This is a genomic window from Aureivirga sp. CE67, from assembly GCF_015767245.1.
Taxonomy (GTDB): Bacteria; Bacteroidota; Bacteroidia; order Flavobacteriales; family Flavobacteriaceae; genus Aureivirga.
This window is the reverse complement of the sequence record NZ_JADOTV010000002.1, coordinates 1-20,457: the sequence shown is the minus strand read 5'-3', so window position 1 is coordinate 20,457 and position 20,457 is coordinate 1. Positions and strand designations below refer to the sequence as shown.

General features: G+C 29.8%; 16 protein-coding genes and 2 rRNA genes. 6 read left to right on the top strand and 12 right to left on the bottom strand.

Annotated features, from left to right (window positions below; genetic code table 11):
- Together I0K12_RS04075 and I0K12_RS04070 are read left to right on the top strand one after the other, a co-directional pair.
- Positions 1-408, top strand: coding sequence for an ester cyclase (locus I0K12_RS04075; protein WP_196885615.1), 408 nt, complete (start codon positions 1-3; stop codon positions 406-408).
- Between the two features lie 102 nt (positions 409-510).
- A complete protein-coding gene (locus I0K12_RS04070; protein ID WP_231372699.1) occupies positions 511-1,725 on the top strand; it encodes an aminotransferase class V-fold PLP-dependent enzyme in 1,215 nt (404 codons plus the stop codon).
- 69 nt (positions 1,726-1,794) lie between these two features.
- On the opposite strand, the gene I0K12_RS04065 is transcribed toward I0K12_RS04070, so the two are convergent.
- From I0K12_RS04065 to I0K12_RS04050, 4 genes are all read right to left on the bottom strand, one after another.
- Positions 1,795-4,581 (bottom strand): VPS10 domain-containing protein, encoded by a 2,787-nt coding sequence (locus I0K12_RS04065; protein WP_196885614.1) that lies wholly within the window; start codon positions 4,579-4,581, stop codon positions 1,795-1,797.
- A gap of 142 nt (positions 4,582-4,723) precedes the next feature.
- Positions 4,724-5,509 (bottom strand): THC0290_0291 family protein, encoded by a 786-nt coding sequence (locus I0K12_RS04060; RefSeq protein WP_196885613.1) that lies wholly within the window; start codon positions 5,507-5,509, stop codon positions 4,724-4,726.
- A 40-nt stretch (positions 5,510-5,549) separates the two neighbouring features.
- Entirely contained in the window at positions 5,550-7,154 is a 1,605-nt protein-coding gene (locus tag I0K12_RS04055) for an Ig-like domain-containing protein (protein WP_196885612.1), read from the bottom strand.
- A gap of 64 nt (positions 7,155-7,218) precedes the next feature.
- Positions 7,219-7,905: a ComF family protein gene (locus I0K12_RS04050; RefSeq protein WP_196885611.1), complete on the bottom strand. Its 687-nt coding sequence runs from the start codon at positions 7,903-7,905 to the stop codon at positions 7,219-7,221.
- Between the two features lie 212 nt (positions 7,906-8,117).
- Between I0K12_RS04050 and I0K12_RS04045 the strand changes: the two genes are divergently transcribed.
- Positions 8,118-9,014: a hypothetical protein gene (locus I0K12_RS04045; protein ID WP_196885610.1), complete on the top strand. Its 897-nt coding sequence runs from the start codon at positions 8,118-8,120 to the stop codon at positions 9,012-9,014.
- A gap of 471 nt (positions 9,015-9,485) precedes the next feature.
- Positions 9,486-10,472, top strand: a complete 987-nt coding sequence (locus tag I0K12_RS04040; RefSeq protein WP_196885609.1) for an FAD:protein FMN transferase — start codon at positions 9,486-9,488, stop codon at positions 10,470-10,472.
- Between the two features lie 138 nt (positions 10,473-10,610).
- Here I0K12_RS04040 and I0K12_RS04035 read toward each other — a convergent pair whose 3' ends face one another.
- The 4 genes from I0K12_RS04035 to I0K12_RS04020 form a co-directional block, all read right to left on the bottom strand.
- Entirely contained in the window at positions 10,611-11,192 is a 582-nt protein-coding gene (locus I0K12_RS04035) for a YceI family protein (protein WP_196885608.1), read from the bottom strand.
- An 18-nt stretch (positions 11,193-11,210) separates the two neighbouring features.
- Positions 11,211-11,570: a SnoaL-like domain-containing protein gene (locus I0K12_RS04030; RefSeq protein ID WP_196885607.1), complete on the bottom strand. Its 360-nt coding sequence runs from the start codon at positions 11,568-11,570 to the stop codon at positions 11,211-11,213.
- Between the two features lie 599 nt (positions 11,571-12,169).
- Positions 12,170-13,513, bottom strand: a complete 1,344-nt coding sequence (gdhA, locus tag I0K12_RS04025) for an NADP-specific glutamate dehydrogenase (protein WP_196885606.1) — start codon at positions 13,511-13,513, stop codon at positions 12,170-12,172.
- A 318-nt stretch (positions 13,514-13,831) separates the two neighbouring features.
- Complete coding sequence (locus tag I0K12_RS04020; RefSeq protein ID WP_196885605.1) at positions 13,832-14,194, bottom strand: YraN family protein; 363 nt, start codon at positions 14,192-14,194, stop codon at positions 13,832-13,834.
- A gap of 114 nt (positions 14,195-14,308) precedes the next feature.
- On the opposite strand from I0K12_RS04020, the gene I0K12_RS04015 reads away from it, so the two are divergent.
- Positions 14,309-14,785, top strand: coding sequence for a hypothetical protein (locus I0K12_RS04015; protein ID WP_196885604.1), 477 nt, complete (start codon positions 14,309-14,311; stop codon positions 14,783-14,785).
- Positions 14,786-14,853: 68 nt separating this feature from the next.
- Here the strand turns inward: I0K12_RS04015 and I0K12_RS04010 are convergent, their stop codons facing one another.
- The gene (locus I0K12_RS04010) at positions 14,854-15,885 is read right to left on the bottom strand and encodes an LD-carboxypeptidase (RefSeq protein WP_196885603.1); all 1,032 of its coding nucleotides are present in this window, start codon (positions 15,883-15,885) and stop codon (positions 14,854-14,856) included.
- 176 nt (positions 15,886-16,061) lie between these two features.
- Here I0K12_RS04010 and metG point away from each other — a divergent pair, with 176 nt between their 5' ends.
- On the top strand, positions 16,062-18,122 hold the full coding sequence (gene metG / locus I0K12_RS04005) for a methionine--tRNA ligase (protein ID WP_196885602.1): 2,061 nt from the start codon (positions 16,062-16,064) through the stop codon (positions 18,120-18,122).
- 82 nt (positions 18,123-18,204) lie between these two features.
- On the opposite strand, the gene hflX is transcribed toward metG, so the two are convergent.
- The 3 genes from hflX to I0K12_RS03990 form a co-directional block, all read right to left on the bottom strand.
- Positions 18,205-19,413 carry a GTPase HflX gene (hflX, locus tag I0K12_RS04000; RefSeq protein WP_196885601.1) on the bottom strand — a complete coding sequence of 403 codons (1,209 nt, stop codon included), beginning with the start codon at positions 19,411-19,413 and terminating at the stop codon, positions 18,205-18,207.
- 758 nt (positions 19,414-20,171) lie between these two features.
- Positions 20,172-20,280, bottom strand: a 5S ribosomal RNA gene (gene rrf, locus I0K12_RS03995).
- A 71-nt stretch (positions 20,281-20,351) separates the two neighbouring features.
- Positions 20,352-20,457, bottom strand: a 23S ribosomal RNA gene (locus I0K12_RS03990); the annotation flags it as partial.

Sequence of the window (20,457 nt, the reverse complement as noted above, 5' to 3'; positions counted from 1 at the left end):
ATGGCATCTAAAAAATTGGAAATAGTAAAATCTTTGGTAGAGGAAGTTTTTGTAAAAGACAATCCTGACTACATGAATGAAATCTGTACAGATGACATGGAGAGCCATTTTATTATTGATGAATTAGATAAACATGATGTGGATGGAATTAAAACTTTGAATGCGATTTTAAATCAATGTTTTTCTAATTTAAAAGTAGAAATTGAAGAATTGTTTGGTGAAAAAGATAAAGTTGTTTTGGTTTTAAAATTTTCAGGAACGCACGATAAAGAATGTTTTCTTGGGATGAAACCAAAAGGAAAAAAAATTGAGTTTTTAACTTATGATGTTTTTTATTTTAGAAAAAATCTAATTTCCTTCAATCGAGGAATTACGGATGTGATTCATAAATTGGATATGCTAGAATAAAAGAATTTACCGCAATTATAGTTCTATAGAGATTCTAAATAAGTCTTTAACATTTTGTAAGATAATATATAGTACCTTTGCAACACTGAAATTGAATACAATATGATTGATATAAATAAGGTGCGTAATGATTTTCCAATTTTACACAGAACAGTAAATGGAAAACCTTTAATTTATTTTGATAATGCAGCTTCTAGCCAAAAGCCAAAAGTTGTAATTGATGCTATTGAAAACTATTATGAAACAATTAATTCTAATATTCATAGAGGAGTTCATACTTTGAGTCAATTAGCGACGGATGCTTATGAAGAATCGCGTTTTAAAATTCAAAAACATTTTAATGCAAAACATGCACATGAAATTATTTTCACTAGAGGAACAACAGAGGCAATTAATTTAGTTGCAAACTCTTTTACAACTTTAGTAAATAAGGGAGATGAGATTATAATTTCAGCTTTAGAACATCATTCTAATATTGTTCCTTGGCAATTTCTTTGTGAAAGAACAGGAGCAGTATTAAAGGTAATTCCGATGTTTGAAGATGGAAGTTTGGATATGAAAACATACGAAGAACTTCTTTCAGAAAAAACAAAAATAGTTGCTGTAAATCATATTTCAAATGCACTTGGAACTGTAAATCCAATTGAAGAAATTATTGAAAAAGCACATGCTGTAAACGCAGCTGTTTTAATTGATGGAGCGCAAGCAACACCACATGAAAAAGTAGATTTACAAAAGTTAGATTGTGATTTTTATACTTGTTCTGCTCATAAAATGTATGGACCAACAGGAATTGGATTCTTATACGGAAAAGAAGAGTGGTTAAACAAACTTCCACCTTATCACGGAGGAGGAGAAATGATCAAAGAAGTTACTTTCGAGAAAACTACTTATGCTGAATTACCTCATAAATTTGAAGCAGGAACACCAAATATAGAAGCAGGAATTGTTTTCGGAACTGCAATTGATTATATCAATGAAATCGGAATTGAAAACATCAAAGCTTACGAATTAGAACTTTTAGATTATGGTACAAAAAGATTATCTGAAATCGAAGGTTTGAAGATTTATGGTACTTCTGAACATAAAACAAGTGTAATTTCTTTCAATATTGAAGGAATTCACCCTTATGATATCGGAACTATTATTGACAAATTAGGAATTGCTGTTCGTACAGGACACCATTGTACGCAGCCAATCATGAATTTCTATAATATTCCTGGAACTATTAGAGCTTCATTTGCGTTTTATAATACAAAAGAAGAAATCGATGCTTTAGTAGTAGCTTTGAAAAAAGCAATCATGATGTTGAGCTAGAAAATTAAAAAAATAGATATAAAAAAAGCAGCGTTTTTAGCGCTGCTTTTTTGGTTTATAAAATGAAAATTATTTCACTTCAAATTCTTTAATAGCTTTTGTTTTCCCTTTAGAAATCTCTAATTGATATTTTCCTTTTGGTAAATAAAAGTTTCCATCTTTAGCTTTTACAACTGAAAAATCTTCATGTTTCTTTGCATATTTTTTTCCTAATTTTTCATTCATAGAAATAGTATACTCAAAGAAATTAAATCCTTTTACAGCTTTCATTTCTGTTGTGAAAAGTGTTTTTTCATTTTCTCCTAAAATAGAAATTTTGTAATCTCCAGCATTTTTCACAAAGAAAGAAATAGTAGATTTAGGCGTATTTGGCTCGATCCATTTGCTCCAAGCACTTCCCCAGTTTTTAGAAAAATGAACTTCTGGAATGTCAATAATTGCAATTTCAGAATCTTTTACATTTTTATATTGCTGCACAGCATTTAAATCCATTACATAAATCGAACGTCCATGTGTTCCGATTACTATTTCTTTTGCTTGCTTCTGAATTGCTAAATCGTGTACTGCAACTTTTGGCATATTTGCATCAATAATTTGCCAATTTGCACCTTTATCAAAAGAAACAAAAACACCATTATCTGTTCCAACATATAAAATATCTTCGTCTACAAAATCTTCACGAACAACATTTATTGGATGATTTGGTAAATTAGAACTGATGTTTTTCCAAGTTTTTCCAGCATCTTCGGTTACGAATAAATAAGGTGTAAAATCATCAAATCTATACCCATTTAAAGCAACATAAAATCTTCCTTTTTCAAATTGAGAGAAAATCACTCTAGAAACCCAAAGATTCTGAGGTAAATTTTTAGAAATTAACTTCCAAGATCCACCACCATCTTCTGAATATTGCACATTTCCATCATCTGTTCCAATCAATAATTCTCCAAACTGAAAAGCAGATTCATCAATAGAAGTTAAAGTTCCATAAGCAACATTTCCTTTTTTCCCTCCATTTGTTAAGTCTTCAGAAATTGCTTTGAAATTATCTCCTTTGTCTAAAGAACGATGTAATTTATTTGAACCTAAATACAAAATATCTTGATTATGTTTCGAAAGTAAAATTGGTGTTTGCCAATTAAAACGAAGTGGAGCTTCTCCTAAATCATGTTTTGGTTGAATGTATTTCTGTGCTTTTGTGGCTAGGTTTAAACGATAATAATTTCCGAACTGAAACCCTGTATAAACAATATTCGGGTTTCTATCATCAATCATAATTTGCATTCCATCTCCTCCCATGATAGATTCATAAGCGTAATGACCTGTTTGCGTCCATTCTCTACTTTCCACATTATTATGAGGTCCAAACCAAACGCCATTATCTTGTAAACCTCCATACACGTTATAATTCGCCTGATTATCTACATTTACAGCATAAAATTGCCCAACTGAAGGCTGATTACATTTAATCCAAGTTTCTCCATCATCATATGAAATATTCAATCCTCCATCGTTTCCATTAATTAAATGACCTTTTTGTATTGGCGAAATCCAAAGTGCATGATGATCTGCGTGTACATTATCTTTTTGAATCGAAGTAAATGTCTTTCCTCCGTCTTTTGACTTTAAAATCGGTACTCCTCCAATGTATACATTTTCACTATTTTTTGGATCTACTTTTACCAAACCAAAATAATATCCGTACGAATAATAAATATCCTCGATATAATCTTTATGTGTCTTTTTCCAAGTTTTTCCTCCGTCTGTAGATTTATAAAGCTCTGCTCCTTTTACTGGTGTATCGAATAACATCGCATTTGCATCTTCTAAATATTTTGCAATATCTGAAGGTTGGATGTTTCCTTTTTTCACCATGTTTTTTACATTTTGAGCTCTATATTTTTCTTGAAATCCATTTTGTTTTAAAAACTTATTTAACTTTTTATCTTTTAAGTTTAAAAAAGTTTCTACAGACATATTTTTAAAATCGTCTTTTGTCAATACGTTTACAGATTCTTTTTTGTCTGTTTTTTCTCTTCGAAATTGATTGTCTAAAAAGGCATAAATAACTTCCGAATCAAAAGCTGTTAAACCAATTCTTCCAACTCCTTCTCCAATAGGAAACCCTGATTTTTCCGTTGTTAAAAGATTCCAAGTTTTTCCGTTATCTGTACTTTTATAAATTCCAGAACCTTTTCCACTTCCAACAAAATTCCATGCTTTACGACTTCTTTCCCAAGCAGCAGCATACATTGTATTTTTATTATTTGGCGAAGCAACTAAATCGATAATTCCTGTATTATCATTAATGAAAAGTGTTTTCTGCCAAGTTTTTCCTCCGTCATAAGATTTAAAAATTCCTCTTTCTTTATTTGTTGTATAAAGATGACCGATTACGGCAACAGTTAATTCTAGCGGATTCTTTTCATCAATAATAATTCTACTGATATGTTGTGAATCTTTTAAACCAATATTTTCCCAAGTTTTTCCTTTGTTAGAACTTTTTAAAATTCCAATTCCAGCATAAGAAGAACGAGAAGAATTTACTTCTCCAGTTCCAACATAAATCACTTCATTTTTCCAATCTACAGAAACACAACCAATATTTTGCGTTTCCGAACTGTCTAAAACAGGTTCTAAACTTGTTCCATTATTATCCGAATGCCAAAGTCCACCAGAAGCATAAGCAACATAAAATTCTGTTGGATTTTTAGGATTTACTGCAATATCTACAATTCTTCCGCTCATCACAGAAGGTCCAATATTTACAGGCTTTATTTCTGAAACTACGGTTTCTTGTGCTTGAATTGTTATCGAAATAAATAACAATACAAACAGCAATATGTATTTTTTCATAAAGATTGTTTTTATTAAAATTGTTAAACAAATATAATGGATTCTTTCTTGGAAATTATTCTATGAGAATGCATAGTTTTTTAAACAAAAAAAAGCTATTTCAATGTTGAAATAGCTTTAACTAAAATATCTTTTTTCGATTTTAATCTAATTGGAAAATATATCCAACTTGTACAACAAATGACCAATCGTTGTATTTGTTTTCGACAGCTCTTGCATTTAATCCGTCAATCCAATCAGACCAGAATAATCTCCAGTTTGCTTCTAATAATATATTTGATTTTTCACTAACTTTAAATCTAGTACCTGTACTGAAAGTTGTAGAAAATGTTGTTCCAGGATCCATGTTTACTGTTCCAACTTTGCTCCATTTTCCGTATAAAATAGATCTATCTTCTTCCCAATTACCAAGAGAAGATTCCATTTCAGGATTGTAGTATGATAGTCCTAAACCGATTCCAACATATGGAGACCAATTAAAACCTGTTTGATAATAACTAGATTCGTAATCAGAAATATCTTTTAAGTGGAATTCAAAACCAGTTGTTAAATTCACAACTAATGTACTTCCTGTCATTGCTCTTAATTTTTCAGCATTTTCAGAAGTTCTATCATCCGCAACATATTTCCCAGTATGTTCTAATGTTGTATAGATAAAAGATAATTCATTTTTCATTCTAAAATGTTGGTTGAAGAATCTATGTCTTCTAGGATATCCTGAAATATCTGTAAAGTTTATATAATTAACAATACCTGCAGAAAAACCTACATAACCTTCAAAATGATATCTTTCACCATAATCAGTTTTAATGGAAGCAGGACCAGCATAAGCTCCTAATTCGAAACTAGAGCCAAATTGTGCATGGGATTTAGAAAAATAAACTGAACTTAAAAACAGAATAATAATTGTGGGGATTGTGTATTTCATTATATTTTATTTTCGTGTATATGCCTTTATTTACAATTGATTAGTTTAAAATTATTTTTTCAAAAATATCAGCATTTGGCCTAATCTTAATTTTAGCCTTGTAATAATAGATTTCCTCAGGTTGTACCTTTTCTAAGTAGTTTCCTGTATCCCATTTTCCATTCCCGTTTGTATCCATTATTATTCTGACTAAATAAGTGTCTTGCTCTAGTTTATCAAATTTTAGTGTTTCTTCTTTATCTGATAAAATAGTTTTTAGAACATTATATTTTTGATCTAAAAGTTGAACTATAATTGGGTATTCTTTGATTCCTTCAATGTCTAAGAATAAATTTCCATAATCTTCTACAGATTTTGTTTTGAAAGCAAGTTGAATTGTATCATTCTTTTCTCCAAAGAAATCTTCAATTGCATCAGGAAGAATATTTAATCTATAACTTTCATTTTGTCTCTTTTCAAAATCTATAAATAGCTTATTCTTAGATTTTGATAAATATATATTTTTATCTGTAACTTTAATAGAATCTTTTTCAAAAAGTTCAAATTTTGTCGAATCAATAGCTGAAAGTGGAATATTTGAAGAAAAACTAAGTGTATCGTTTAGATGTAAAACTTTTGAAACATTATTTGTAATTTTTAAAGAATCATTTTTTTTCGTTCTAAGTTTTACAGTATAATTTTCTTGATATTTTCCTTTAGAAACATCAAAACTTAAAGAGTCGATTCCTTCATAAGGCTTGAACCAATAATTCAATGTATCCTTGTCTACTTCTTTATTAATAAAATACTCAAAATCCGAAGGTACATTTGATGTTACATCAATTTTTAAGTCTTTTACATTTCCTTCATAACCAAAATCCAACTTTCCTTGATACTCTTCTTTTGGTCTGTATACGTTTAATGGTAACTCTTCTTTGAAAAGTTTTATTGTGTAAGTAGAATCTGTTGGAAGCGTAATCGGTTCATTTACAAAACCTATTTTCATTGTTTTTGGATTGTATTTATAAGAGGTTGCAGAACTTCCTTTTAGTGCAACCATCAAATATTTTCCTTTCTTAAGATTCGTAAAATTAAAAGCTGTAGAATCTAAAGTATTTGAAATATATTTTGGATTTTCTTTATAAATGATAGAATCTGTAAATTTTCCATTCACTTCATAAAGTAAAACAGAAACATTTTTATCTGTTTCATGAGAAAAAGCTTCTTCAATTCTCCCAGAAACTTTTAAAGAATCGATATAATCTCCTGTAGAAAAAACATATTTGAAATCCTTTAAAACATTTCCTTCATTGTTTCCTACTATACTGTTTCCAAAATTTAAAATATAAGTAGTATTCTTTCGTAAAGTATCTTTTATTTTAATATTGATAAACTTCGTAGCACCACCCATTGGAGTTATTTCTGGTGCATTTTCCATAGGTGGAGAAATAATCAGTTGATTGAATAAATTCTGAAGTTTTACATATTTATTAAAATTAATTCTAATCTTTTTTTCGTCAAAATCTGTAGATTCATTTTTTGGTGAAGAAGAAACAAAATATGGTGGTGTTTCATCTTTAGGTCCTCCTGTTGGCATTCCTCTTTTCGCACAACTTACAACGATCAATCCAATGGCAAAAATGATAAAAAATAACTTTTGTTTCATCCTTATTTATTTTGTTGCAAATAAACAATTTATTTTGCCAAATTACATAAAAAAAATAATAATTTTAGTGTGTAAAGGCGATACTAGCAATACTTATTTCAAGGTTTTTTACTTTTAGTAATTCTTTAGCACAAGATTCTATGGTTGCGCCAGTTGTGATGATATCATCTATAAGTAAGATGTGTTTTCCTTCATATTTTTCCAAATCATTTATCTTGAAAATATTTTCAGTATTATGAAATCTTTCATCTTTTGATTTTCTAGTCTGAGATTCTGTTTTTTTAATACGTTGCACATTTTCTTCACAAAAAGCAGCATTAATCTTTTTGGCAATAGTTTTACCAAAAAGCGTATTTTGATTATAACCTCTTTTTCTGAATTTTTGTGGATGTAACGGAATAGGTATTACATAATCTATGGAAGTAAAATAGTCACTTTGTAGAATTTCCTCTCCTAAAATTTCTCCAAAAAATTCACCTATTTTTTGTTTGTTCCTGTATTTCAATACGTGAACAAGATTTTGAATTTTATTTTTTTTATTAAAATAATACAGAGAAGTGGCATGCTTTATGTTTAGCCTACCCTGAAATTTTCTTTTTAAATCATTATTTTCAATAATACTGAAATTCGTGATAGGTAAATTGGTTCTACAGTCCAGACAAATATTAAAATTATCGTCTGCGACTTCTTCAAAACAACCTAAACAATATTGAGGATAAAATAAATCTAATATTGGAGTAACTATTTTCATGCTTTTGTACTAATTATGACTTTACTCCGTTAAGTTAAGAAAATATTAAACAAGATTTTTTTATTCACACTTTTTTAACAGTTGTTTTACAATATGTTACCTTAATGAATTAAATTATTACCTCGAAAATAATTTTAATTTAAAGTAGGAAATATATTTATAAATATTAGTTTTGTTAAAATTTAAATAATTTCAAAATAGTCGTATACACAATGGAAGAAGAAACAAATAAATCATCAGGTAAAATTGTAATTGTAATTCTTGCACTTTTATTAATTGGTTCTATCGGATACTTAATTTATCAGAATTCGGAACATGAAGCTCATAAAAAGATAGCAGAACAGACAGAACAAGAATTAAAGTCTGATATTGAAGTAAAATTAGCTGAGTTAGAGCAAATGACAGCGAGTAATGATGAATTGAAAGCTGAAATTGAAGCTAAAGTAGCTGAATATACTTCAATGAAAGAGGAACTTGACGGGAAAGTATCTAAAAACTATGGTTTATATCAGAAATATTTAGGAAGATATAAAAAGGCTAATGCTGAGTTGAAAAAACTTCAAGAAGAGAACACGAGAATCAAGGAAGAAAACGAAATCTTAAAGACAAATCTTGCTGATACACAGTTAAGCTTAGAAAGTCAAACTAATTTAGCAGAAGACTTAAAGAGAAAAAAAGAATCTTTAGAAGATAAAGTAGCTTTAGGTGCAAAACTAAAAATTGATCACTTACAGTTAGTAGGAATGAAAGAACGTAGTAAAGGAAAATTAAAATTAACAAACAAATCTAGAAATACAGATGTATTTAAGGTAAGTTTATTAATTGAAGAAAATCCTTTAGTTGAGGAAAACGTAAAAGAAGTTCCTGTATATATTGAGATTTTAGGACCTAACAAGGCAGCTGTAAATCCTCAAGGAGTTATTGGTTTAAATAACGGTTCTCAGATTGAATTTACAGAGGTGAATACTGTAGAATATGATAAAACAGATATTTTAGAAGTTCTTACAGTAATCAATGTAGATAGAAAGAAAATTACAAAAGGAACATATACTGCAAACGTGTATATCGAAGGAGATATCGTTGGAACTACAACTTTAGATTTAAAATAATTTAATGTAGTATCTAAAAAATTTTTATAAACATATCAAAAACTGTCTTATTAAGTTAAGGCAGTTTTTTTGTTTATAATTCTAAATATTTTAGATCAAAACATAAAAACACAGAATTTTAAATGATTTAATATTGATAAAAATTTATAATAAATATTTTAATGTTATATATTATTAAATAATTTATGAATAATGTATTGATTTTAACATAAAAAATAAGATAGTTTATTTTTAGTTATTTTGTTTTGGTATTATTCTATAATTTCGCTTCAACAATCATTTAAACAATTACAATTTCGAATACATTTTTTAGGAAAAGGAAGATGAAAGAAAAAGAAAAAAATAGTATAATTTAAAACCCCAAATTTTAAAAAAATCTACAAAAAGTCATTAAAAGTATCTGATAGTAATACAAAATATTTCATCAATCCCAATCAATCTAAATATTTGTATTTAGCTAAACTACCAATAATGAAAAACAATTACTTATTCACAGCAGTTTTATCATTTGCTTTCTCAACTGTTTTTTCTCAAAATATCTATGAGGTAAAAACAAAACAAATGGGAGGAGCTACTTTTCAATATTCTGTGGAAGCAGGAAATGAAATAGAAGGAAAAAAATATTTAAAAATAGCACAAGAAGAAATAGATCGAATTGATAAATTAATTTCATCAAAACATTTTGAATCTGAAACCTCGAAAATAAACGACAAAGCAGGAATTTCTGCAGTAAAAGTTTCTAAAGAAATTATTGACATCATTAAAAGAAGTGTTGCTGTTTCTGAGATGTCTAATGGTTATTTTGACATTTCTTTTGCATCTGTAAAGAAAACATGGAATTTTAATGATCTTATGGGATCTTCTCCAGATGCTAGTTCTCTTACAACTTCTGTAGAGCAAATTAATTTTAGAAATATCGAAATTGATGAAGCAAATTCTACAGTTTTCTTAAAAGAAAAAGGAATGAAAATCGGTTTTGGAGCTATTGATAAAGGATATGCTGTAGAAACGGTGAAAAAGAAACTTCAAGATATGGGAGTAAAGTCTGGATTTATCAATGCTGGAGGAGATCTTACTTGTTGGGGAGCACATCCGAAAGATGGAAAATGGAAAACATTCATCGGAAACTCTGAGTCAGATATGAATGCTTTAAAATTTGAATTAGAAAATGCTTCAATGGTGACTTCTGGAAATTACCAAAGTTTTGTAAGTAAAAATGGTAAAAAATATAAGCATATTATCGATCCTAAGACAGGTACATTACTTTCAGGTATTCAGAGTGTAACAATTGTAACTTCTGACGCAGAAATGGCAGATGCTCTTGCAACAACGGTTTACATTATGGGAATTCAGAAAGGAATTGAATTAATCGAATCTATGGATAATGTAAAATATCTTATTCTAGATGATGAAGGAGTAATTTATTCTTCAAAAGGGTTAGAGTTTCAAAAGGGGTAAAAGAAACAATATAATTTTAAAAAACATCGTTTAAAAAATATACGGGTTAACTGTTTATACTATTTTTCAGAAGAAGCATCTTCATTATTGAAGATGCTTCTTTCTTTTAATTTAATAATAAATAACTATGAATATCAATTAACCTTTTACGTATTCTAGTTTGATTTTAAAATCAACATCTTCACCAACAGTCATTCCCCCATGTTCTGTTTTTGCATTCCAAGCAACTCCAAAGTCCGTTCTGTCAATTGTTCCTGAAATAATAAATCCAGCTTTTGTATTTCCATAACCATCGTTCTGAATAGTTCCTCCATGTTTAGCTTTTAGAGTTACTTTTTTCGTTACACCACGCATCGTTAAATTTCCTTTGATGATATAATTATTCGCTCCTTTTTTCTTTACAGAAGTACTAACAAAAGAAATTTTTGGATATTTTGAAGTATAGAAAAAGTCTTCTGCTTTCAAATGTCCATCTCTTTTTTCATTTTGTGTATTAATTGAATTTGCATCAATTTCAAACTTAAAAACTGCATCAGAAAAATCTTTAGATTTCTTTTGTTCAATACTTCCATTATATACCTTAAAACTTCCGTCTACTTCAGAAATAACAAGGTGACTTACAGAAAAGTTTACATTAGAATGATAAGGATCTACATTCCAGTTTTGCGCATTTACAGTTATTGCGATAAAAAATATAAATAGAATTGCTAATTTTTTCATTTGTCTTAAAGTTTTGAATTAATTGTTATAATAAAAAGTTTCACTGATGATTTGTCCTTGCTCGTTCCATCTTTGAACGGCAATTTGTGTATAAGTTCTTGTTCCGAAGTCTTTGTGTGTATAATCGAAAAACCACTCTGTAGCTACAACACCATCAGAAACAATCGAGTTTAAAACTTTTGCTCCTCTAAATTCAGTAATTCCATTTACAAAAGCTTCTTCATTCAATCTACAATTCTCTTTACCTATCGAAGGTTGTTGGTCATTTTCTTGCATTTTTACGTCTTCTGCATAGAATTTATCAAATGCTTCTAGAATTTTTCCTTCCAGAATCATCGTATTTAATTCTTTTACATTTTCTTTCAAATTTTTATTCATCGTCTTATGATTTTTAATTCTTTATTCTTGATGAAACAAAGTTGAGAAGATTGTAAATCTTGCGAAATGATGTAGATTAAGAAATCAAGTTAACCTAGATTAAGATTAATAAAAAATCTATGTCTTTTTAATATAATCACATTTGATTTTGTATAAAGGTATATAGATTATCAAGTTCCTCTCTTGAGAGCTAGGGGTGTGTTTTATTAAAACAAAATTCTCTCATGAGATTTTAAGCGTGATAATGTTTATTAATGTTATTTAAACTTTCAGAAGTAATTTAGATAGGAAGAACTCTTCGAAGTAAATTAAATTGTTCTTTTTTTATAACAGAAATATTTATTTTGATTAACAAAAGAAATTCAAAATAAAAAATAAGTGGTTCAAGACAGCGTCAATTATGTTGGTTTTTAAAGATAATTGTTATTGAATTAAATTCTATATTGGTTCTCAAACCACTTAAAACTGAATAGGTATTGCTCAAAAGTAGTAAAAGTTTCATAATAAAAGTGTTAATTTGACTTAATAAAATAAAGAATGTGCAAAAAAAAAGCTATCTCAAATGAGATAGCTTTTTTAATATTTTTATAAAAGTCGAATTAAACAACTCCTTGGTCAATCATTGCATCTGCAACTTTTACGAATCCAGCGATGTTTGCTCCTAATACGTAATCAACATATCCATTTTCTAATGTTCCATACTTCACACAAGAAGCGTGGATATCATTCATGATTTGGAATAATTTAGCATCAACTTCCTCACGAGTCCAGTTGTAACGTAAAGAGTTTTGAGACATCTCTAATCCAGATGTAGCAACACCTCCTGCGTTAGAAGCTTTTCCAGGTGAGAATAATACTTTAGCAGCTTGGAAGATAGCGATAGCCTCTGGTGTAGTTGGCATGTTTGCTCCTTCAGCAACACACATTACTCCGTTTTCAACTAATACTTTAGCCTCATCTCCGTTTAACTCATTTTGAGTTGCACAAGGAAGAGCGATATCAGCTTTTACTTCCCATGGTCTTTCACCTGCGAAGAACTTAGCGTTTGGATATTTCTCAACGTACTCAGAGATTCTTCCTCTTTTCACGTTCTTTAATTCCATAACGAAAGCTAATTTTTCAGCATCAATTCCTTCTTCATCTAAGATATATCCAGAAGAATCAGAGAAAGTAAGAACTTTAGCTCCTAATTCCATAGATTTTTCAGCAGCAAACTGAGCTACGTTTCCTGATCCAGAAATAGCAACTGTTTTACCTTCGAAAGAATCTCCTTTAGTTTTTAACATGTTTTCAGCGAAGTATACAGTTCCGTATCCAGTTGCTTCAGGACGGATTAATGAACCTCCTGAGTGCATAGCTTTTCCTGTTAATACTCCTGTAAACTCGTTTTTAAGTCTTTTGTATTGTCCGAACATGAATCCGATCTCACGACCACCAACTCCGATATCTCCAGCAGGAATATCTGTGTTTGGTCCAATGTGACGGAATAACTCAGACATGAAAGATTGTGTAAAACGCATTACTTCAGCATCTGTTTTTCCTTTTGGATCGAAATCAGATCCTCCTTTTCCACCTCCCATTGGAAGTGTAGTTAATGAGTTTTTAAATACTTGCTCGAATCCTAAGAATTTTAAAACACTTAAGTTTACTGTTGGGTGGAAACGTAAACCTCCTTTGTATGGCCCAATAGCAGAATTGAACTCAACACGAAATCCTCTGTTTACTTGAACTTCTCCATTAGCATCAACCCATGGCACACGGAACATGATCACACGCTCTGGCTCAACCATACGCTCTAATAACTTCTTACCTTGATATTTAGGGTTTTTCTCTATAAATGGGATAATTGTTTCAGCAACCTCTTTTACAGCCTGTAAAAATTCTGGCTCGTTTGAATTACGCTCTTGAACGTAATCCATGAAAGCATTTATTTTAGATTCCATAATTTAGTATATGTTATTTTGTGTTTTCAATATTTTGATTGCAAATATACATCTAAAATTCAATGCGCTATATGATAATTTTTCTTTTTTAAAAGGAAAACCTTAAAAAATATTTTTTAACAGAAATTAATTCTTTGAATTAAATTTAATAAATCAATTAAAAAGTATTTATAAAAATATTAAATTCAGTTTTTTATAATATTTTTTCTAAAAAATAGAAGAATTTTCTGTTTAATATTTTTTTAAAAAAAGGCTAAATTATTAACAAAATATTCTGCGATTTGTTGAAAAATAAATCTTTTTTAACAAAAACTTATGTTATTCAAAGTACAAAAATGCATCTTCTAGATGTTCTATTTCCGTATTTTTTTTGTTTAAGATTATCGCGATAATATCAAAACGAACTTCATAGTCCAAATCTTTTTCATTCATATAATAATCCATCGCTAAGACCTGTAATTTGATTTTTTTTTCATTAACAAAATCCTGTGGATTACCGAAAAATGCAGAGTTTCTAGTTTTCACTTCTACGCAACAAACATAGTCTCCTTTTTGCGCAATAATATCTACTTCTGCTTTTCTATAATACCAATTTCGCTCTAAAATTTCATAACCATTTTTAATCAAATAATCTACAGCAATTTGTTCTCCTTGTTTTCCTAATTCGTTGTGTTGTACCATTTTGTGTTTTATTTTAAATATAATGATTTTAAAATCATTTCACTTTACGGGTTTCCACAATTTTGTATGAAAGAGAATCTTTTACTTTACCAAAAATTAAAAGATTTAATCAAAATGAATAAAATAATAAAGATATTTTTTGGTGTATTTTTCTTGGTTTGTACTTCAACTATTTTTGCTCAAACAACCGAAAAAGGAAAAGAATTAGCAATGTGTTGTATTGGCGAAGATGGAGGAAGATGTGTCGGGAAATCTAATTGTAAAGTTTGTACAGATTGTTCTAGATGCAAACATTGTAAAAAAGATGGAGGAAATTGTGGTGTTTGTAGTGGGAAATCTTCTAGTAAACCAAGTGGATTACATTTTTCAAACCAGAAAAATTCGGATACTTATTTAAAAATCATGTATGTGAATGTGAAGTTTTGTAGTCTTCAAGCAAAACCAATAAATGATGCTAGTTCAAAAATGACCATGAATTATGGAGAAGAATTAATTTTTTTAGCAAAAAAAGGAAAATGGGTAAAAGTGAAAGTAAAATCCAATTCAAAAGTAGGTTATATAAAAAGAGAAAAAGTAGAATTTAAAAAATAATATAAAACAAAAAACCTCCGTCAGTACTGAGTTTCTTGACGGAGGTTTTGTATTTTTTTAGTTTTTATTTAAAACTGAATCTTCACATTTTGTTTTGTCACATTCATATCAATTGTTCTTCCCATAAAGATTGCTCTATTGTCTGGTTCATGCCCAGCAGGGAAATCAAAACAAACAGGAATATTATATTTTTCTACAATCTCTAAAATGATTTGCTCTAAATTATTTCCAAATTCTGGATTATTTTTTCGAACTCTAGAAACATCTCCAACAATAACTCCTTTACAATCTTTGAAGAAACCAGCTTTATCCATTGTAATCATCATTCTGTCGATGTGGTATAAATATTCACCAACTTCTTCGATGAAAACAATTTTATCTTTTGTATCAATATTTAAAGGAGTTCCAACTAAACTATAAAGAATCGAAAGATTTCCTCCAACTAATTCTCCAGAAACTTGTCCTTCTTTATTATAAATTGAACTTGGGATTGTGTAAGATAAATCTTCTCCAAAAATCGCTTTTTTGAAAGTAGAAACTGTATGTTTTCTCTTTGCAGCTTCTGCCATTAAATTTACTGGCATCATCGCATGAAGTGTTTCATATCCTAATTGGTTAATTTTATTGTGTAAAACTGTGATGTCTGAAAAACCAACAATCCATTTCGGATTTTCTTTGAATTTTGTAAAATCTAAATCATCTACAATTCGCACAGTTCCATATCCACCACGAGCAGACCAAACAGCTTTAATCGAAGGATCATCCAAACCTTTTTGTAAATCTTTTAAACGATTTTCATCTGTCGCAGCAAAATGATGATGTTTTTTAAAAACTGCATCGCCAACAATAACTTTTAAACCCCAACTTTCGGCTAATTTCTTTCCTTTTTCAACAAAAGCTCTTGTTTTGATTACTCCAGCAGGAGCAACAATCATAATGGTATCTCCCTTTTTTAAATAAGGAGGTCTGATTAAATTTTGCGACATATTTTTTTCTGATTTTGTTGGAGTTGCTTCTTTTTTCGTGCTAGAATTTGCTGTATTACAACTCAACAAAGTAATTAATGAAATAAGTAAAATTTGAAGTTTAAAAATTCTCATAAAAAAGTTTTCGTAAAAATACATTTTTTTGACAAAGATTATAAGTAACAGATTTAATCTTTTTAATTCAACTCTGAGACAAAGTAAATTAGCTTTTATTTTACTTAAAAAGTTTAAATCAGTTCGGTGAGAAGTTTATGCTTTTTCTTACTTTTGCATCTTAAGAAATTAAGAATATGGCAAATCAAAAGAAATATACAATCACTGCAGCACTACCTTATACAAATGGACCTGTTCATATTGGGCATTTGGCAGGAGTGTATGTTCCAGCAGATATTTACTCAAGATATTTACGTCAAAAAAAGCAAGACGTAGTTTTTGTTTGTGGTTCTGATGAACACGGAGTTCCAATTACGATCAAAGCAAAAAAAGAAGGTATTACACCACAGGATGTTGTGGATAAATATCATGCAATTATTAAAAAATCTTTCGAGGATTTCGGAATTTCTTTTGATAATTATTCAAGAACTTCAGCAGAGGTGCACCACAAAACAGCTTCTGATTTCTTTACAAAACTTTACAACGAAGGAAAATTCGTAGAAGAAGTTACAGAACAACTTTATGACGAAGAAGCAAAACAATTTTTAGCAGATCGTTTTGTTGTTGGTACTTGTCCTAAATGTGGAAATGAAGAATCTTACGGAGATCAGTGTGAAAAATGTGGAACTTCTCATAATGCTACAGATTTAATTAATCCTAAATCTGCAATTACTGGAAATGTTCCTTCTTTAAAAGAAACAAAACACTGGTATTTACCATTAGATAAGCATCAAGATTTCTTAAAAGAGTGGATCTTAGAAGGGCATAAAGATGATTGGAAACCAAATGTACTTGGTCAAGTAAAATCATGGATTGAGGATGGTTTACGTCCAAGAGCTGTAACCAGAGATTTAGACTGGGGAATTCCAGTTCCTGTTGAAGGAGCAGAAGGAAAAGTTCTTTATGTTTGGTTTGATGCGCCAATTGGATATATTTCTGCAACGAAAGAGTGGGCAGAAAGAGAAGGAAAAGATTGGGAGCCATATTGGAAAGATGAAAATACAAAATTAGTACACTTCATCGGGAAAGATAATATTGTATTCCACTGTATTATTTTCCCAAGTATGTTGAAAGCACATGGAGATTATATTTTACCAGAAAATGTACCTGCAAATGAGTTTTTAAATTTAGAAGGAAATAAACTTTCTACTTCTAAAAACTGGGCAGTTTGGTTACATGAATATTTAGAAGAATTCCCAGGAAAGCAAGATGTTTTACGTTATGCTTTAACTGCGAATGCTCCAGAAACAAAAGATAATGATTTCACTTGGTCAGATTTCCAAGCTAGAAACAACAATGAATTAGTAGCTAACTTTGGAAACTTCGTAAATAGAGTTATTGTCTTAACTAACAAATATTACGATGGAATTGTTCCTACTCCAAATGAGTTCTCAGAATTAGATTTAGAAGTTCTGGAGGAAATTAAAAACTATCCTGGAATTGTTGGAAAATCAATTGAAAGATATCGTTTCAGAGAAGCTTCTCAAGAAATGATGAATCTTTCTAGATTAGGAAATAAATATTTAGGAGATGAAGAACCTTGGAAGAAAATCAAGGAAGATCCTGAGAGAGTAAAAACAATCATGTATGTTGCTTTACAATTTGCAGCTGCTCTTACAGTAGTTTCTGAGCCATTTATTCCTTTTACAGCGAAAAAACTTCAAAATATTTTAAAAATAGAAACTCTTGGATGGGATGAAATTTCAGAAAAAGATGTTTTAATTCCTGCTGGTCACCAAATTCAAACTGGAAAGCCTGAAGTTTTATTTTCAAAAGTGGAAGATAAAGATGTACAAGCACAATTAGATAAATTAGAAGCTACAAAATTGGCAAACGAACAAGCAAATAAAGTAGTAGAACCAGAGAAAGAAACAATCACTTTCGAAGATTTTACTAAAATGGATATTCGTACAGGAACGATTATCGAGGCGGAAAAAATGCCAAAAGCAAAGAAACTTTTAGTTTTAAAAGTTGATACAGGAATTGATACAAGAACAATCGTTTCTGGAATTGCGGAAAGCTTCAAACCTGAAGATATTATTGGGAAAAAAGTGAGCGTTTTAGTGAACTTAGCTCCAAGAAAATTGAGAGGTGTAGAAAGTCAAGGAATGATCTTAATGGCAGAAACACAAGATGGAAAATTAAGTTTTGTGCAAGCTGAAGAAGATAATGTAAGAAATGGAGAAATGATTTCGTAATCTTTTCTTTAGATATAAATAAAAAACACCGAAAGTCTTATTGATTTTCGGTGTTTTTTTATGTCTAAAAGAGCCTTAAATTTTACTCTTCTGTATATTCGTCGTATAAGAAATTGTTATAAGGGAAGCGTTCAACATGAATTTTACGAACTTCTTGATAAACCTTTTCTTTAAAATCTTCGAAATTTTCTTTGTTAGTTGCAGAAATGAAAATACATTGATCTTTCATTTTCGACATCCAAGTTTGCTTCCAATCTTCTAATGTATAATGTTCTTTCGTTTTTTCTGTAGTCAAGTCATCTTCCGCAATTGTTTTATGCGTGTACTGATCGATTTTATTAAAAACCATTATAGTTGGTTTATCTGCACTTTTAATGTCTTGTAAAATTTCATTTACAGAATGAATATGATCTTCGAAACTTCCATGAGAAATATCTACAACATGTAAAAGTAAATCTGCTTCACGAACTTCATCAAGAGTTGATTTAAAAGACTCAACCAATTGCGTAGGAAGTTTACGAATGAATCCTACTGTATCTGTCATCAAGAAAGGAATATTTTTGATAACAACTTTTCTAACAGTAGTATCTAATGTAGCGAAAAGTTTATTTTCTGCAAACACTTCACTTTTACTAATAGCATTCATCAACGTCGACTTTCCAACGTTTGTATATCCTACCAAAGCAACACGAACCATCTTTCCTCTATTTTTTCTTTGTACAGCCATTTGTTTATCAATAGTCTGTAACTTCTTTTTTAATAGAGCAATTTTATCACGAATAATACGTCTATCCGTTTCGATCTCTGTTTCCCCTGGTCCTCTAAGTCCAATTCCCCCTTTTTGTTTATCAAGGTGCGTCCAAAGTCTAGTTAATCTTGGAAGCATGTATTGACATTGTGCCAATTCTACTTGTGTTCTTGCATAGCTAGTTTGCGCTCTTTGTGCGAAGATATCAAGAATCAAAGTAGTTCTATCTAGGATTTTACAATCTAAGATTTTTTCAATATTTCTTAATTGTGCTGGTGATAATTCATCATCAAATATTGCTGTTCCAATATTATGTCCATCAATATATTGCTTGATTTCATCTAGTTTCCCAGTTCCTACGAAAGTTTTTGGGTGTGGGTTGTCAAGTTTTTGAACAAATCTCTTTACCGCATTTCCTCCAGCAGTCGTTGTCAAAAACTCTAATTCATCTAAATATTCTTTTGATTTTTCTTCGTTTTGTAATTGAGTGATGACACCAATCAAAACTGTTTTTTCAGATGTTACTTTCTTTTCTTCAATCATATGACAAATTTACAAATTAAGTTTTGAAGTAAACTTGAAACTAAGTCATAATTACAACTAATTTTATAGATTAGAAAAGATTATGATTGTTTTTCATTTTGAATGTTTTATGTCTTCCTTTCAAATATCAAAAATAAATTCCTTCATATTTAGATTTAAAACTTATCAACAAATGAGATTCTATCCATATTTCGGCATTTTTAATTAAAATCATTATTTAAAAAATAAATAGTCAAATATCATTATTTGGGCGTTTCCCTCCAGGCCGGGCTTTTCGTTATATCTTTTTTGCTAAAAGCAACAAACTGAAAAGCAAAAAAGGATGCCACTACAATCCCTAACGCAAAAACAAACAAAACCCTCACATTTCTATCAAACAACTCTAAAAACCGCTAAAACAATTAAATTAAGTAACTATAACCACATACCATTAGATTAAGAACCTTCTCGGTTGATTCTCTGAAGGTAGAATCATCACGTTCTACTACGATTTATCAATTTTAAATTTTCGCTGGCGTGAGTTTGTAACTCATGACCACACAAATAACAGAAAAACAGAAACATTCTACAAAAGATTACTAGTAAAACAAAAAGGAAAATAAATTGAATGAAAATAAGAAAAAGGAGTAAACCCTAAAAACAAAAAAAGTCCCAAAGGGACGATATAAACAAGCATAGTGTGCAACACTATGAACTTTCCCCTCAGGAAAGTTTCAAGCAAAAAAAATCCTGATTCAAAAAAAGAATCAGGATTCAAAGAAAGGCGATGACATACTCTCCCACCAAAGGCAGTACCATCTGCGCTGGTAGGCTTAACTTCTCTGTTCGGGATGGAAAGAGGTGAGCCCTACCGCAATAATCACCTTAATAAGGTAACATACTGAAATAATTTATATCGTTATAATTGTTAATCTTGAATATTTATAAAAAAGCGGCTAGTACATAAGCCTACGGGTTATTAGTACTACTTGGCTATGACATTACTGCCTTTACACCTATAGCCTATCAACGTGGTAGTCTCCCACGACCCTTATAAAGAAATCT